This is a genomic window from Novosphingobium sp. RL4 (assembly GCF_035658495.1).
Classification (GTDB): domain Bacteria; phylum Pseudomonadota; class Alphaproteobacteria; order Sphingomonadales; family Sphingomonadaceae; genus Novosphingobium.
Genome location: NZ_CP141945.1, coordinates 1701586 through 1717393 on the forward strand (window position 1 = coordinate 1701586; position 15808 = coordinate 1717393).

At 68.1% G+C, this 15808-nt stretch carries 13 protein-coding genes; all 13 read right to left on the reverse strand.

Features of this window, described 5'->3' with window-relative positions:
- Positions 1-16: 16 nt before the first annotated feature.
- The 13 genes from U9J33_RS24365 to U9J33_RS24425 all read right to left on the reverse strand — a co-directional run bounded on the left by U9J33_RS24365 (position 17) and on the right by U9J33_RS24425 (position 15777).
- Entirely contained in the window at positions 17-532 is a 516-nt protein-coding gene (locus U9J33_RS24365; protein ID WP_185999549.1) for a hypothetical protein, read from the reverse strand.
- Positions 529-1587 carry a mannose-1-phosphate guanylyltransferase gene (locus U9J33_RS24370; RefSeq protein WP_324699485.1) on the reverse strand — a complete coding sequence of 353 codons (1059 nt, stop codon included), beginning with the start codon at positions 1585-1587 and terminating at the stop codon, positions 529-531. Before U9J33_RS24370 ends, U9J33_RS24365 begins: the two co-directional genes overlap by 4 nt.
- The gene (locus U9J33_RS24375) at positions 1584-1949 is read right to left on the reverse strand and encodes a hypothetical protein (RefSeq protein WP_054435637.1); all 366 of its coding nucleotides are present in this window, start codon (positions 1947-1949) and stop codon (positions 1584-1586) included. The genes U9J33_RS24370 and U9J33_RS24375 overlap by 4 nt, the downstream gene beginning before the upstream one ends.
- On the reverse strand, positions 1946-3742 hold the full coding sequence (locus tag U9J33_RS24380; protein WP_324699486.1) for a heparinase II/III family protein: 1797 nt from the start codon (positions 3740-3742) through the stop codon (positions 1946-1948). Before U9J33_RS24380 ends, U9J33_RS24375 begins: the two co-directional genes overlap by 4 nt.
- A complete protein-coding gene (locus U9J33_RS24385) occupies positions 3739-5091 on the reverse strand; it encodes an O-antigen ligase family protein (RefSeq protein ID WP_324699487.1) in 1353 nt (450 codons plus the stop codon). Before U9J33_RS24385 ends, U9J33_RS24380 begins: the two co-directional genes overlap by 4 nt.
- The gene (locus U9J33_RS24390) at positions 5088-6248 is read right to left on the reverse strand and encodes a hypothetical protein (protein WP_324699488.1); all 1161 of its coding nucleotides are present in this window, start codon (positions 6246-6248) and stop codon (positions 5088-5090) included. Before U9J33_RS24390 ends, U9J33_RS24385 begins: the two co-directional genes overlap by 4 nt.
- Positions 6245-8452, reverse strand: coding sequence for a GumC family protein (locus tag U9J33_RS24395; RefSeq protein ID WP_324699489.1), 2208 nt, complete (start codon positions 8450-8452; stop codon positions 6245-6247). Before U9J33_RS24395 ends, U9J33_RS24390 begins: the two co-directional genes overlap by 4 nt.
- 52 nt (positions 8453-8504) lie before the next feature.
- Positions 8505-9212: a polysaccharide biosynthesis/export family protein gene (locus U9J33_RS24400; protein ID WP_185999555.1), complete on the reverse strand. Its 708-nt coding sequence runs from the start codon at positions 9210-9212 to the stop codon at positions 8505-8507.
- Between the two features lie 59 nt (positions 9213-9271).
- Complete coding sequence (locus tag U9J33_RS24405) at positions 9272-10351, reverse strand: acyltransferase (RefSeq protein WP_324699490.1); 1080 nt, start codon at positions 10349-10351, stop codon at positions 9272-9274.
- Complete coding sequence (locus U9J33_RS24410; protein ID WP_324699491.1) at positions 10348-11697, reverse strand: hypothetical protein; 1350 nt, start codon at positions 11695-11697, stop codon at positions 10348-10350. The genes U9J33_RS24405 and U9J33_RS24410 overlap by 4 nt, the downstream gene beginning before the upstream one ends.
- Positions 11694-13019: a glycosyltransferase gene (locus U9J33_RS24415; protein ID WP_324699996.1), complete on the reverse strand. Its 1326-nt coding sequence runs from the start codon at positions 13017-13019 to the stop codon at positions 11694-11696. Before U9J33_RS24415 ends, U9J33_RS24410 begins: the two co-directional genes overlap by 4 nt.
- A gap of 2 nt (positions 13020-13021) precedes the next feature.
- On the reverse strand, positions 13022-14287 hold the full coding sequence (locus U9J33_RS24420) for a nucleotide sugar dehydrogenase (protein ID WP_324699492.1): 1266 nt from the start codon (positions 14285-14287) through the stop codon (positions 13022-13024).
- 77 nt (positions 14288-14364) lie between these two features.
- Positions 14365-15777: a sugar transferase gene (locus U9J33_RS24425; protein ID WP_132468900.1), complete on the reverse strand. Its 1413-nt coding sequence runs from the start codon at positions 15775-15777 to the stop codon at positions 14365-14367.
- Positions 15778-15808 lie beyond the last annotated feature (31 nt).

A 15808-nucleotide genomic window follows, 5' to 3' on the forward strand; every position in this document is an offset into this window, starting at 1 on the left:
GGGGAGTGCCCGGCGGTCAGCCCACCAGGGCAAGGACCTGCGGGGCATGGTCGGGGGTGAGGAAGTAGCCTCGCCGCATCTTGCACTTGATCACGTCCCGGTAACCGGCCCGCGCCAGCGCGGTCCGCAGGTCGTGAACGAAGACGCGCAGGGCCGATACGCTGTGCTTGCGCAGGCAGACGATGGACGCCAGTTCATGGTCCCCGCGCGGGCAGCCCGGTGTCGCGAGCAGCTCGATCAGGAGCATGGCGCTTCCCCGGTAGCGCAGGTCGAGGCGCTGGCGGATCTCGTCCACCTCCAGCGAGCCGAGGCGGCGCGCCTCTCCGGCCGCGCCGTGGTACATCAGGTCCAGCGCCACCGACTTCATCAGCCGCGCCTGCGCGAGGTTCTGGTCGGCCAGTTCGAGCAGCGAATGGGCCAGTGCATGGCGTTTCGAGGCGAGGTCCGGGCCGAACTCGCACTCAAATCGCGGCTTTGCCGGGAAGGCGCCGTTTCCCGGCGTGCCGCGGCGTTCGAGGGCCGAGGGGATCATGCGTCCTGTACCGCCGTGCCCAGATCCCGGACTTCCTGCGACCGTCCGCGCGACATCACCAGGATATCGTCTCCCGAGACGACGACGATCAGGTCCTGCACGCCCAGCAGGGCAACGCGCTGCCCGTCGCTTTGCACCAGGCAGTCGCGGGCATCGCGCCAGAATACCGGGCCGCGTGCGTTGTTGCCCTGATCGTCGCGGTCGAGCACGTCGTAGAGCGCGTCCCAGCTTCCCACGTCCGACCAGCCCAGCGCGGCGGGCACTACGGCCACCCGGTCATGATGTTCGAGCACCCCGTGGTCGATCGAGATCGAAGGGCTTGCCGCAAAGGCTGCGGGCAGGGGATGCACGGTCTGGGCCGTGCGGTCGGCGCCGGCCATGGCGTCCCGGACGCTGGCGGCCACGGCGGGCTGGTGCGTGTCGAGAGCGGCCATGATCGCATCGGCGCGGAACAGGAAGATGCCCGCGTTCCAGTGATAGCCGCCTTCCTCCAGCATCGCCCGCGCCCGCGCCGGATCGGGTTTCTCGACGAAGCTGCCGACCTGCCAGACACCGGCTGCGAGCGGTTCGGCGGCGCGGATGTAGCCGTAGCCGGTATGAGGGGAATCCGGCTCGATCCCGAAAGTGCAGAGCCAGCCTTCGCGGGCCAGCGGCGCGGCCTGCGCGATATGCGCCATCAGCGCTTCCGGGCGGCGGATGGCGTGATCGCTGGGCATGATCAGCAGCAGGTCGTCGCCCCGTTCGGCCATCGCGGCGGCCAGGGCGATGGCGGGGGCGGTATTGCGGGCCTGGGGTTCCAGCACGACGCGGAAATCCTGCACGCCGGCATCGTTCATCTGCTGCACCGTCTCGGCCCCGAAGGCCGCGCCGCCGATGACGATGGGCGGCGCGAAGACACTGCGGTCGCGCACGTAGTCCGCCGTCATCTGCAGCATCGTGCGTTCCGAAAGCAGCGGCAGGAACTGCTTGGGCCGGTCGGGGCGGGAAAGCGGCCAGAGCCGGGTGCCAGAGCCACCGGAAAGGATGACGGGTATGATCTTGCGCGCTTTAGTCATGGCAGGGCACTTTCCTTGCTTGCGGCGTCGTCCGGTGCCTGTCTCGCCGCCGCCCGCGTCAGCGCGGGCCACAGGACAAGCAGGATCGTCGGCAGAAACATCGTGATGAGAAGGTCATGGAGCGAGGACCGCCAGTCGCTTTCGGCACCGGCGGGGCGCGCCATGTCGAGCGCCTCGTTGAGGCATTCGGCGATGAACACGCCCAGCCATGCCATGCGCAGCGAGGCAGGCCTGACCAGCAGGTGGATGGCGGCGAAAAGCAGGACGCCCGCAAAGGCATGAAGCGCGTCCGGGGCGATCCCGGTGCCGCGTTCCAGCCAGACCTTTGCGGCCGACCAGGCCATGGCGATACCGGCGATCACGGGGCGCTCCTGAAGAACGTGCCTGGTCCGGCGAGGATTTCGATCCGGTCCGCGGTTCCCGGCGGCTTTTGCGAAAGGCGCAGGGCCGAGGTGTACCTGTCCCCTCCGGCGGCGGGCACGAGATCGAGGACATGGGCAGGCTCGGGCGCCATGTAGCGGCGGCACCAACTGTCGCTTTCCGCAAGCCGGAAATGCCCTTCGAGCGCATCCAGCCAGACTTCGGTGCCGCCTTTGGTCAGGCGGATGAGCGTGTCTCCCCTGGGGGCCAGTTGCCATTCCGCCGGGATCAGGAAGCGTGCGCGGGCTTCTCCTTTTCGTCCCGCCCAACTGTCCGCGATCACCACGCCGCCTTCGGCAAAGGCCGAGACGATGCGCCTGACGGTCCCTGCTGCCGTCGTCAGGCGGCCTCCCACCGCCTCGCCGGGACAGTCGCGCAGGTCGTCCGGCGCGATCGCTTCGGCGGCGGCGAGGCGGCCGACCTTGAAGCAGCCGAGGTACTCGACCGGCTCGGCGCCCTCGAAGCAGGGACCGTTGTGGCTGGCGGCCGACCGTTCGTGAGTCCGGCGCGGGCCGGTCGAGTATTGGGATGTGCCCGGATCGACGAACAGCCGCTCGCCTTCGACGTCGACTTCGACGGCGAGGAAATCGGCATGGCCGTGGCCGGGGTTCCAGCCGGGGCCGATCGGTCCGGCGTCCATCCAGACGTCGATCGCGCCGGCCGTCAGGCGCGCATAGCCCGCGTTGGGAAGGCGGCCCGACAGCGCGCGGGCCGGATCCTCGGGCCCGAGGATGTCCCGTGCGGTGGGGGTCTCGCCCAGCCAGCTGTCATTGAACAGGGCAATGTCCCCGTCGCGGTGGGACAGCATCCGCCAGGCCCGTTCCGCCGCCTTGGCGCGCTCGGCGGCAAGGGCGCGGGTCGCTTCGCTCAGGAAATCGGAGGCTGCGAAGATGTGCAGAGCCATGACGCTGAGGCCCTGGTACATGGCCGAACGTTCGATCTGCATGCCGTCCGCGAGGATCGTCTGCATGACGATCGCGCTGACTTCCCGGTCGAGCCGCCTTGCCTGCGCCGGGCTGTAGCCCCGGCAGGCCATGCCATAGAGGCACAGCGCGGCAAGGTTGCGCTCGGTGTGGTTGTTGCGCAGGTCGTGTTCCACATTGGCGCGGACGAAGGCCGCGTCCCGGTGCAGGAAACGGCTGATACGCGCGCGCAGTTCGGGATCGGTGCACCCCTGCGCGGATGCGAGGACGAGGCCGCTCAGCACGGCGAGAATGCGGTGGGATGCGCCGTAGGGAGACCAGATCGTCCGGAACGGGGCAGCAAGATCGAACCCGGCCGCGCTTTCGAAACTGTCCAGCAGCGCGTGAATCGTCGGCCCGTCGGCCTCGCGGCCTCCGGCCAGCAGGCTGTGCAATATTTCGAGCTGGCACAGTTTCATGCGCCAGAGATTATGGTCGTTCTCGCTCTCCAGCCGGTGCCGCCAGTCTATGGCGGCGATGCTGCCGAAATCGACCCTTGTGCCCATCAGTTCGAAAGCGCCGCGCGCGGCATCGTCGCAGGCGGTGCGGTCCGCACGGTAATAGCGGCCGATGAAGGCTGCCAGCGCGACCGGAACCGTGGCCTGCTTTGCGCCTGCAAGCGCGGGAAAGCGGGATGCGCGGCGCTCCATCGCGCGGCCATAGGCGCCGGGTGCGAGGGCGGCGAAGCGGTCGCGCGCCTTGCGGCGGATCTGGTGGACCAGAACCGGAAGGGGAACCCGGCGCAGGGCCGAAAGCAGTTGGCGGGACATCATCGAACTGTCGCTTGCTGGATCGAGGAGTGGGGCGGGCCAAGGCGTCGGCGCGCGGGCTGAGCAGGGGGGGCGGGCGGTACGAGGAAGCCTGCGAGCATCGCCGCAACCAGTTCCACCGGGAGCATGCGGACCGGGTAATCGACCAGCGAATGGAGCAGGAGGACGAGGATCCCGGTCCAGGCCGCGATCCCGAGCCGCCGGGCGGAGCCGGTTTCGCGCAGGGCCGAGACCCCTCTGCGCAGCCACCATGCGATCCCGGCCGCGAAAAGCAGGGTTGCCGGCATGCCGCCTTCGAGCATGATTTCGAGCAGGTCGTTATGCGCGTGGTTGACGTAGTGCGTCCCGACATGTTCGAGCGGCTCCACCGTCTGGAACACGCCGGCGAAAGTGCCGTAGCCGGAGCCGAACGGCCAGAAGCGCGCGATCGCGGTCCCGCTGTCCTGCCAGAACGACAGTCGCTCCATGTTTCCGTTGCGGATGCGGTCCATGACGATGCGGACCATCGCGTTGTTCATGGCAAGCGCGTATGCGCCTGCCGCAACCAGCGGCAGCACGGCCAACCACCTGAGGCGCCGCGCGGGGATCGAGGCCGCCAGCGGCAGCAGGCTGACTGGCAGCAGGAGCAGGCCCGCACGCGATGTCGTGGCGATCACACCGGCGGCAAGGCTCGCCATGAGCAGCAGGGCCAGGATCGAACCCGAAGCCTTGCGCGCGGCAAATGTGCAGGCCAGCGCCACGGCGACCAGCAGGAAGCTGGCCTGGTGGTTGCGGTTGGCGAACAGGCCGGTGGCATAGCCAAGATGCCCTTCGGGATAGAGCGTTCCCCACTGGCCCGCCGAAAGCAGTTGCATCACGCCCAGCAGGAGGCTGGCGAGCGCGCATCCGATGGCGACGGCGCTCAGGGCAAGGCGTTCGCGCAGGTCCATGTGGGCAACCGCCAGCAGCATCGCGGCTGCGGGCAGGAGCGCGGCCAGCGCGCGGCGGGTGGCGGCCGGGTCCAGGCTGAGCGGATGCGCGGCTTGTCCGGCGCCGACATGATCGGCGATGGCGGCGGCGAGTTCGCGTCCCGGCATCGCCCGCCAGACCGGCGCCGGCAGCGGCACCAGCTGGAGAGCCGCAAGCCCGGCCCATGCGGCCAGAAGCGCCAGCGGCACCAGCGCGCCGCGCCCGCGCATCGGCAGCGGGCTGGCCAGAAGCCATGCGGCCACGGCGATGGAGGCCAGTTCGATGGCGATTTCCGCCACGGCATGGCCGCTGCCGCCGCCGCCCGCCAGAACGGCCAGGATCAGGAGCAGCGCCGCGCCCGTAAGGCCGCGATGGCTGCCCGCAAGCAGGTCCGGCGATGTCATGACCGGTCCTCCGGGCCGTCCGGGGACGGGGTGATGAGGACGCGTTCGATGCTGGCGTGGCTCGGCGCCGGATCGTCCGTTCGGCGGGCGGCGAGAGAGAGCACTTGCGCGGTGCAGCCGGACTGCGGCACCGCGAAGGACTGACGCCAGCGCCCTGCCGCCGCGGTGCCGACCATCGCGATCGAGGGGCCGCGGGGCAGGCAGTCCACGGTCCAGTGCAGCGCGCCGCGCCGGAAGGCGGCGCTGGACGGCATGAGCGCGTCGATGCTGTAGCGGCCCGGCGCCAGCACGATATGCTGGCTCAGCAAAGTGCCGAAGGCGGATTGCCCGGCGGTGACGGAAAGCCTGCGCGGAGCCTTGCCGCCGCTGCCCGCCACCATTTCGAGTTCGGCGCCCGGCACGCGCTGCGCGCTCCAGGCGAAGGGGGCGGCACTGCCGGAAGGGGCGGCGGGATCGAGCTGCGCGAACGCGGGATCCAGCACCGGCGTATCGCCGGTTCCCGCATGGGCGATCCACAAGGTTCTGGCGCGGCGGTATTCCCGGCGATCCACCAGAACTTTCACATAGGCGATCAGGTCGTCCCGTCGGTGCGGCGCCGGGCCTTGCAGCCACTGCGCCAGCAGCTGTTCGTGCGCCGTTTCCAGTTCCGGCGGCAGGGTGCCGAGCTGCCGGAAGAAGCCGTCCTGCCAGGACGGCGCGGCGGCGAGACGGTCCAGCAGGGCGTCGCGGCCGCGCGCGTCGGTGGCGGCGCGGTGAAGCACGGGCAGCAGCAGCGGTTCCAGCGCCGGCTTGCGCCGCAGCAGCGCATCGATGCGCCGGATCGCCTGCGTTTCGTCTCCCCGGCGGACTTCGTCGGCGATCAGCATCGTCTGGGTCCGGCTGTCGCGCCAGCCCAGCTCGCCGCCAAGGCGCGCCAGCACCAGCGCTTCCGGCCCCTTGCCCGTGCGCTGGCGAAGCAGCGCCAGTTCCCGCAGCGCGGCCGCGTCATAGGGCCGCTCCGCCAGCCTGTCCGCCAGCGACGTTTCCGTGGCCGCCGCAGAGGCAGGGCGCAGCCGGTCGAGGTTGGCCTGGACGACCAGCACGGCCCCGGCAAGCGCCGCGCCCAGTGCCAGCAGCGGCCTGCCCGCGTGAATGAAGGATGCGTGGGCAGGGGTCATCGCCGTCCCAGCCAAGAGCGCGGACGGCGCGCTTCCTCATCGTAGCGATAGTAGGACTCGTAGCCGTAGCCGAGCGTGCGGACATCGACGCGATTGAGAATGACCCCGCGCAGCGTCGCCCGGCTGAGCCGCAGGCGGCGCAGGGCCGAGCGGATCGTCTTGCGGCGCGTCTGGCCCGCATCGATGACGAACAGCGTCGCCTCGACATGGACGGCGATGCTCGGCGCATCGGCGAGGCCCAGCATGGGCGGTCCGTCGATGATGACGATATCGTACATCTCCTCCAGCTGGCCGATCAGCCAGGGAAGGGTGCCGGATGCCAGCAGTTCGGCGGGATTGGGCTCCGCGGCGCCGGCCGAGATGAAATGGAGGTCGGCGATGGCGGTGCGGCGCACCACGTCCTCGATGGCCTTTTCGCGATTGAGGAGGTCCGCTAGCCCCGCGTTGTTCTCGAAAGAGAGCAGCTTGTGCATCGAGGGGCGGCGCATGTCGGCGTCTACCAGGAGCACGCGGCGGCCGATCTGCGCAAAGTCCCGCGCGAGGGCATAGGCGGTGCTGGTCTTGCCTTCGCCCTTGCCGCAACTGGTGATGAAGACGGTGCGCGGCGGCCCGTTTCCGCCTGCAAGCTCGATGGCCGAACGGATCGTGTGGATCGCCTCCGACAAGCTGGAATTGCGCTTTCCCACTTCGTCGCGGAAAGTCACGCCCGCGTCGAGGCGCGGGACCATGCCGAGCCCGGTGACGCCCAGCTTGCGCTCGGCATCGTCCACCGTGCGCAGCATGTCGTCTAGGTTTTCGCGCAAGTAGATCACGCCGATCGCGGCGACGAAGGCGGCCAGCAGCGAAAGGCCGAGATTGACGGGGAGATTGGGCGCCACCGGGCGAACCGGCGTCGAGGCGAGATCGACGATCGAGATGTTGTTGGCCGAAACGCCCGCCGCCGCGCTCACTTCCTTGAAGCGCTGGAGCAGCCCGTCGTAAAGTTCGCGATTGGTCCGCACTTCGCGGCGCAGGATGGTGTAGCGGATCGACCGGTCCTGCTCGCTCAGCGTCGCGTTGCGCAGCCGTTCGACCTCGCCCTGCATCTGCTGTTCCTGAAGCTCGGCGGCGCGGAAGCGGTTGCGGATCGAACTGCGGATATCTTCGGCGAGATGGGCGATGCGCTGGTTGAGCGCGGCGATCTCGCTGCGCAGGCGGATGAGGTCGGGATGGTCGTTCTGGCGGCGCTGGCTTTGTTCGGCGTAGCTTCCCTCCAGTTCCGCGCGGCGTTCCATCATCGTCTGGATCGCCGGATTGGAGAGCACTTCGGGCAGGCTCATCAGCGGGGCGGAACGGGTGGTGGTCCAGAGCTGTTCGGCGTCGATCCGGCGCGAGCGGGCCTGGGACAGGGCATCGTTCGATTCGATCAGGCTCGATGCGACGAGGGACGGCGCGCCGCTGGCGGCGCTTCCCGCCTCGCGGATGGCGTCCGTGTCGATGATGCCGCTGGAGCGGGCATAGCCGACCATGCTGCGTTCGGATTCCTCAAGCCGTTCCTTGGCCTGTTCGAGCTGCTCGCGCAGGAACTGGCGGGCATAGACCGAGGTGTCGAACCGGCGGCTGAGGTTGCTGGAGATCATCGTATTGGCGAAGGCATTGGCGACCTTGGCGGCCATCGCCGGGTCCGGACTGTCGAATGCGATGCGGGCCACGCGCGAACCGTCTGGCAGGGTGATCGACAGGTTGTCGCGCAGCACGGCGATCACCTGCTCGCGGTGCGCCTCCCCGGCGCCGAGCGTGCCCATCGCGCCTGACAGCGGCTTGACGTGCATGGCCTCCAGGAAGCCGTTGCCGCCGAACAGGCCCAGCGTTTCGGCAACCCGGATCGCCAGGGCGCGGCTGCGCAGGATCTCGGTCTGGGTCTGGAGGAAGCGGTCGGCGTCCTGGACGGCCTGCACCGGCTCGATATCGGGTGCGTCCAGCACGCGCGATGCCTGCTGGTCGATCTGGATGCTGGATTCGGCGCGGTAGGTCGGCACGGTCAGCACGGTGACGGTCAGACCCAGCAACAGGCCCGCGCCGCAGATCAGCAGGACCAGCCAGCGATGGCGGACCAGCGCTGCCCTCAGCCCCTCAAGATCGATCTGCGACCCGGCGAAAAGCCAGGAATCCGGCGCGGCGTGATCGCCGTGGGCCGGCAGGGGGGAATGGGAAAGGTTCGGCATCAGCGGGCATATCCGGTCAGGGCAGGGCGGCAGGGGGCGGCGGCGGGATGGCTCATCGGTAGGCCCGGAACACGGCGACGAGCGGCGCCGTCGTCAGGATGTCGCGCCAGGCCGCCTTGAGCGACGAGAAGCCGACGACCACGGTGTCCCCGCCAAGGATTTCGGGATCGGGCAGTTCGCCTCTGCGGATCATGCCCACGTCGAAGACCGCGCCCATGGCCTTGCCGTCGACCGTGCGCAGTATGACGATTTCGCCAAGCGCGGAGATGCGGCTGGTCCCTTCGGCCATCGCGATCGCGCCCAGCAGCGTGGTCCTGCCCTGCACGGGGTAGATACCCGGCTTGGTCACGGAGCCTTCCACCACCACCTTCTGCGACACCGCCGTGGTGAGATTGACGGAAACGTCGGGATTGCGAAGCATGCGCTGGCCGAGCCGGGCGGCGATGTCTGACGCAAGCCCGTCCGTGGTGAAGCCGCTGGCCCTCACTTGTCCGATCAGCGGCAGCGAGATGTTGCCGCCGGTGGTGATCTGGACATCCTTGAGGCTGAGGTCTGGTTCGTTCAGCACGGTGAGGCTGATGACGTCGGAAGGGCCGAGGATGTAGTCGCGCCCGCTTTCGGGGGAAACGGCGGGGATGACCTGGTAGGCCGCCTCGTCACGCGGCAGGTCGGGGCGCGCGCAGCTTGCGAGGAGCGAAGCCAGCACGGCGCAGCCAAGCACGCCGGAAATTCGGTGGGGCCGCGGGAAAAGGGGTGTCACGTTCGCTGTCCTGGATTGAAGGGGTGTCGAGGGGGCGTTCCGTTCGAACCGGGCGGGCATCACACGGGATGGCCTCCGAACCGCTTTCGCAGGGGCGCGAGCCGTCTGGTCGTCAGGCTGTAGGCCAGCGACGAGATCGCGATGGTCGCTGCAAGCGAGAGCACCGCGCGCAAGTGCGGAGAGACGACGAACCGCTCGGCCAGGGAATAGACCGGATAGTGCCAGAGGTAGAGTTCGTAGCTGGTCTTTCCGAGGTAGCGGATGGGCGGCAGTTCGGCGATCCGGCGGACCCAGGCGTTACGCGCCGGGAAGATCGCACCGCAGAAAGCCGCGCCGATGGCGATGCTTTGCGGCGTGTACTTGAAGGCCGTCTCGTAGAACCCGGACCAGTGGACCAGCGAGAGCAGCATCGCCAGCGCCCCGCCCCAGAGCAGCACGGCGCCATGGCGTTCGATCCATGCCTGCCCGATCCGGCCCCCGTCGAGCAGGAGGGTGAGCAGCACGCCCCAGCCGATCGCGTCGATGCGGGTCAGGGTGAAGTTGTAGTTGATGTCGTCCGCGAACCGGGGCGTGGCAGCCCACATTAGCATCCGCAGCACCAGTGCGCCTGCCAGCACCGCCGAGATCATGCGGATCCGGCCCGCGCTGCCCCGTACCAGCAGGAGCACGGGGGGAAGCAGCAGGTAGAAATGCTCCTCCACCGCAAGGCTCCAGAGCGGTTCGAGCGCGTCGTAACCGGCATTCCAGCCCAGCAGGCGGGAGCCTATCTTGTGCACGTTGCCGAGGTACGAGAACGAGAGCAGGACCTGGCTCCAGGAGAAGCCGGCCGGGTCCGTCAGCGCCAGCAGGGGCACTGCGACGATCCCCATGAGCGCGAGCGGCGGCAGCAGCCTGATGAAGCGCCGGACATAGAACCGGCCAAGCGCGATCTGTCCGTATGTCTTCTCCTCGGCAAGCATGAGCCGGGTAATCAGGAACCCGCTGATGAAGAAGAAGATCGAAACCCCGAAGCCGCCGGGGATATAGGGCACCAGCTGGTAATGGGCGGCGATCACGATCGCCACGGCAACGAGGCGCAGCCCGTCGAGCCCGCTGACGTAGCCGAAGCGGGCATGGGTCTGGTTGGTATGCGCGGTCATGCTGCCATCTCCCGGTGGGCCGGCACGGCGGGCAGGGCGCTGCGGTTGCCGGTACGGAATCCGGGATTGAGCGCGAGCCCGATCAGCAGCCAGAAAGGCGGATAGGCGGCCGGGAAGCTCTGCACCCAGGTCATGAACATCATCGCCAGGGCAAGCGGCACGTAAGGCAGGGCCGAAAGGCTCACGGTCCTGAAGAGCAGGAGCACGAAAGCCAGCCCGGCCAGGCCGTATTCCAGGAACAGCACCGGAAAATAGGCGACCGGCGATCCGGTGAAGCTCAGCGGGACCGAAGCCGCGTAATAGCCGGTCAGGCCGAAGAACCTGCCGAGATCGTACTGCGCGTAGAGCTGCGCGCCGACCTTGAGGAAGGAGCCCGCGCCGTAGCCCATCAGCCGGGAATCGATCATGCCGAGGATGCCCACGGCATTGTGGACGATGCGGTAGGACAAGGTGGTGTTGAGCAGGCCCGAGGGCGAGCGCAGCGACAGGATGACCAGATCGAGCCCGCGCACGCCCGTTTCGGGCGCCATGCCGATGGTCAGCACGAGCGCCGCCGCCACGCCGCCTGCGGCGAGCAGGCGAAAGGCCACGGCGCCCCGGATATCGGCCCGGCTGCCCGCGCCTTCCCGCGTCAGGTAGAACAGGCTGCCAAGCACGATCACGGCGAAGAAGCCCGAACCGGACTGGGACAGCGCGACATTGAACAAGGCAAGGCCGATGGGCCAGGCAGGCACCTTGTATCCGCGGTCCGACAGGACCTTGCGGGTTATCAGCGCCAGCAGCACCATGAAGGCCATGGTGAAGCCGAAGTCGGTGGCCTCGGGGGCGAGCCCGGTCGCCCCGCGCCCGCCGGCCACGCCCTGCGCCGTGGGAACCAGCGGCTTGGTAATCGCCAGGTACAGGCCCTTGCTGACGAACCCCAGCACCGCAAAGCCGCTCCACAGCGGCAGGGTGATCGTGAGCACGCGCCACAGCAGGATCGGCGAGACGTAGGGCGCGGCCACGATGATGGCCCAGCAGATGACGAAGCTTGCCGACCGGCGCAGGTAATAGTCGAGCCCAACGTTGCCCGGGTCATTGACGTAGAGCATGAACCACAGCGCGAAGGCCAGCACCAGCAGCTGGAAGCCGTTGATGCGCAGCGACGATGTCAGCACCCGGTGCAGCACGAAGGCCCAGCACAGCAGCGCGGCCCAGGGCTGGACCTGCGAAGGCGCGGCGATCGGGCCGAACACCAGGTAGGGCAGGCAGCACAGGACGACGGCGCCGGCGAGAAGGCTGGCGCTGATGATGTCGTCCCCGTCTTCGGCGGCGAACGGCGGGGCAACGTAAAGCCTGTCGGTCATGCCGGTACGGCTGCCCGTTCCTCGACCGGATCGGCAGGCAGGCCAAGGCTTTCGAAGATGGCTTTTTCAAGCTTGAGGAAATGGGATTCCCAGGTCCAGTTGCTCTCGACGTAGCGCCGGGCGGCCGCGCCGAGGGCGGCGCCGCGCCGCGGGTCGGAGAGGATCCCGATCACGGCATCGGCGAAGGCGGGCGCTTCGTCCGCCAGCAGCAGCGCGTCGCCCGGGGCCATGGTGCCCTCGTTGGCGATGGAGGTGGCGACGATCGCCTTGGCGCTGGCCATGTATTCGATGAGCTTGTTCTGCATTCCGCCCGCCGCCCGCATCGGATTGATGCAGACGCTGGCAGATCGGATGTTGATGCCCATGTCGCTGACCGTCCCGGTCACGCTGATGCCGTCACGCCCGTCGAGCTCGCGGATCGGCGCGGTGGGATCGCGGCCCTGGATGACGAGGCGGGCATCGGGAACGGCGGCGCGGATACGCGCCCAGCAATGCTCGACGAACCACAGCACCGCCTGCACGTTCGGCTGGTAGAGCATCGATCCCGAGAAGACGACGCGGCCGGGCACGATCTCGTCCGGGCGGGCGGGGCGATAGTGGCTGAGGTCGGTGCCGTGAGCGCCGTAGACCCAGTTGTCGATCTCCGGCTGGCCCTGCGCGGCGCAGACCGCCTTGACCTTTGCCACGTCGGCCGGGCCGATCAGCACGGAACGGGTGAAGCGCTGCCAGACGCGTGCCTCGTACCACTCGCAGCGCGCCGTCTCGATCCGGTAGAGCCAGCGCCGCACCGGGTTGCGTTCGTTTTCGAGGATGCGGCGGGTATTGAGCGACTGCGAAAGTTGCATCGCGAGGAAGGTCGCCGGAAAGGTGGTGGCATTGCGATGGAGGCGTGCGGGCGGCTGCAGCACCGCGTGGGCGCTGCGCATGTAGTAGCAGTAGATCACGTCATAGGCGTTCGAACGCGTGGCGGCGGCGAGTTCGCGTGCCAGCACTTCGTTGCGGAACATCGCGACCTGGGCGGGCTCCCGCCTGAACAGCCCGGCGATCAGCCCTCGCAAGATCCGCACCGGACCGTGCCGGTAGATGTGAAGCTTGCGGCAATTGCGCTCCAGCCACTCGCGCTGGGTTCCCGACAGTTTCCCCTGCATGTCGAGCGTGTAGAGGTCCACATCGTGCCCGCGCGCGGCCAGAAAGCTGATGAGATGCGCGACGGTCAACTGGTCGCCGCGCATCATCGGGAAGGGCAGCCTGCTGTAGACGATCGCAATCCGCAGGGGGCGATCGCTCGGCGGGCAGTCCATGACTTTGGGAAGCGCCTCCATGGTCACGGCAGACGGTTGGTGCTGACATGCTTGCGCGCGTTCACCTTGAGGTCGGCGATGAGGCCGATGGTGTCGATCGCCAGGTCCCATTCCTCGCTCTCGGCCACGTCGCGCGGCACGAACAGGCGGTTGAGCGCGGGCAACTGGCTATAGGCATAGCCCAGGTTCTGCCCGATCAGCTTGGAGGGGATCAGGGTCGGGTCGTAGACCGAAAGCTGATATCCGGATTCCAGCAGCTTGCGGGCAAGATCGACATTGGCGCTTTCGCGCAAGTCGTCGCTGTCCGCCTTGAACGAAAGGCCCGCCATCAGCACCTTGCCGCCTTCCGGCACGTTTTCCCGCACGTACTGGAACAGGAAGTACTTGTGGCTCTCGTTCGACCGCAGGACGGAATCGATCATGACGGTATGCGCGCCGACATCGGCGGCGATATACTGGAGCGCGCGCACGTCCTTGGGCAGGCAGGAGCCGCCGAAGGCGCCGCCCGGGCGCATGTAGTAGGGCGAGATGTTCAGCTTGGTGTCGGAAACGAAGATCTCGTGAACGCTCTGCGCGCTGATGCCGAGCTTTACCGCCGTTCGCCCGATCTCGTTCGCGAAGGCCACTTTCACCGCGTGCCAGGTGTTGTCGACGAACTTGGTGAATTCCGCTTCGCGGAAGCGGGTGACGAAGGTGGGCGCGGCGATGCCGTCGTAAAGCGCCGTCATGTTTTCCGAGGGCGCGCCGTCCACGGTGCCGATCACGATCTTGGGCGGGTGGAAATAGTCCTCGATCGCGGTCGCTTCGCGCAGGAATTCCGGGTTGTAGACCAGTTCGATGGCCTGCGGCAGGCGGTCGCCCAGTTCCGCCTCGAAGATAGGGTGAACCAGCGTTTCCAGGCTGCCCGGCCGGATGGTGGAGCGGTATACCACGGTCAGCGGACGCGGCCGGTTCGTGGTGACCGCGCTGGCGATCTGGCGGCTGACCTCGCCGATATACGACATGTTGTGCGAACCGTCGGGTCCGCTCGGCGTGCCCACGCAGACGATCGCCATGTCGCATTCGTTGACGAGGTCGCCGGCGTTCTGGGTATAGGACAGGAGCCCCAGCTCACGGCCTTCGCGCAGCAGTTCGTGAAGGCCCGGTTCGGCGATCGGGCAGCCGCCGGCGTTGAGCTCCGCGACCTTGGCCTCGTTGACCTCGACGCCGCTGACCATGTGTCCCGATCGTGCCAGGCACGCGGCCGCAGTAAGGCCGACATAGCCCATTCCGAAAACAGCAATATGCATTACGCCAGTTCCTGTATGTATGCGTTCGGTCCGGCCGGGCTTTCACCCGGCGGAGATGCAAGAAGGGAAAGTGTTGGTCAGAAGGCGGACTTGCCGCTCAGCGCCATGACGGTCCGGCAGACGATCCTGATGTCGCCCGAAAGGGACCAGTTGCGGACATATTCGAGATCCGATTCCAGCCGGTTCCTGAGGTCGGTGTCTACGAAAGTGGTCCCGCGGAAACCGCGCACCTGCGCCAGTCCGGTCAGTCCCGGTTTGACGGCGTGGCGGTGCCAGTATGCCGCATCGACTTCCCAGTAGAGCTGGTCCCCGGCCTTCGCGCCGAGCGCGTGGGGCCTTGGTCCGACGATGCTCATGTGGCCGAGAAGCACGTCTATCAGCTGCGGCAGTTCGTCGATGCTGGTGGCGCGGATGAAGCGGCCGACGCGGGTGATCCGGTCGTCGTCGCGACCTCTCGTCAGCTGGCTGCCGTGGAGATCCTGGGTCTCCACCTTCATGCTGCGGAACTTGTGCATCAGGAAGGTGCGGTTGCCGCGTCCGATGCGCGGCTGGCGGAACATCACCGGGCCGGCGCTGTCGATCCTGACGGCAAGGGCGGTGAACAGCAGCAGCGGCAACAGGGCCACCAGCGCCGCGCTGGCAAACAGGATGTCGAACCCGCGCTTGGTGATCCGCTGGTCGAGCGAGAGCGGTTCGGCCGCGACCTTGAGCGTGGTGCGTCCGTCGAACTGGCCGGCTCCCATCGGCGCCAGTTCGCCGACTTCGTCCACCACCACTTCCACCGGAACATTGGCGCCTCGCAGCGCCGCCACCCACAAGGCGCGCTTGTCGGAGGCACAGGCCACGACGACGCGATCGGCGTTGTTCGCCAGCGTGCCGAGACGGGCAAGGGCGGCGGGGTCATTGAGATCGGCGCGCAGCCCGTGGGCCTTCACGTCGACGATGATGCCGTCGGAAATCGCCATGGCCGTGGCCATCGACTGGTCGTCCAGCAGCACGATCGTCCGGGCATGACCCGACCGCGCGCGCCACCAGCGCGACGCGAGCAGGCTGGCCAGCCCGAACCGTGCGACACCGATGGTCAGGGCCGAAGCGCCGACCGCGCAGGCGAGGGTTTCCGAAATGCGGCCGGTCGTCCGCTCGAACAGGGCGGCCAGTACCAGCAGCGTCAGGAACGTCACGAGGATGGCGAGCCAGGCCCGCTGCACGCTGCGCACGGCATTGGAGGCCAGCGCCGGCGAAAAACTGCCGCCGTAGCAGGCGACTGGGAAATAGGTGGCCGCCAGCATGAGCATGACGTGTTCGTGGAGGTTTCCCCAGGCGGCGGGCCAGGACGCCAGCAACAGGGCATGGCCGGCCAGGAATCCGGCGCCGTCGGCCGCCAGCAACTGGCATCCGGTCAGCAGGAAGCGGAGCGGCTTGCCATAAGGCGCGGCGACGGCGTCCCGCAGCGGCAGGTCGCCGCTGTCGGGTGCCTCGATGAAAGGCATTGGACTTTGAACGGAAGTGAGCACACGCCCC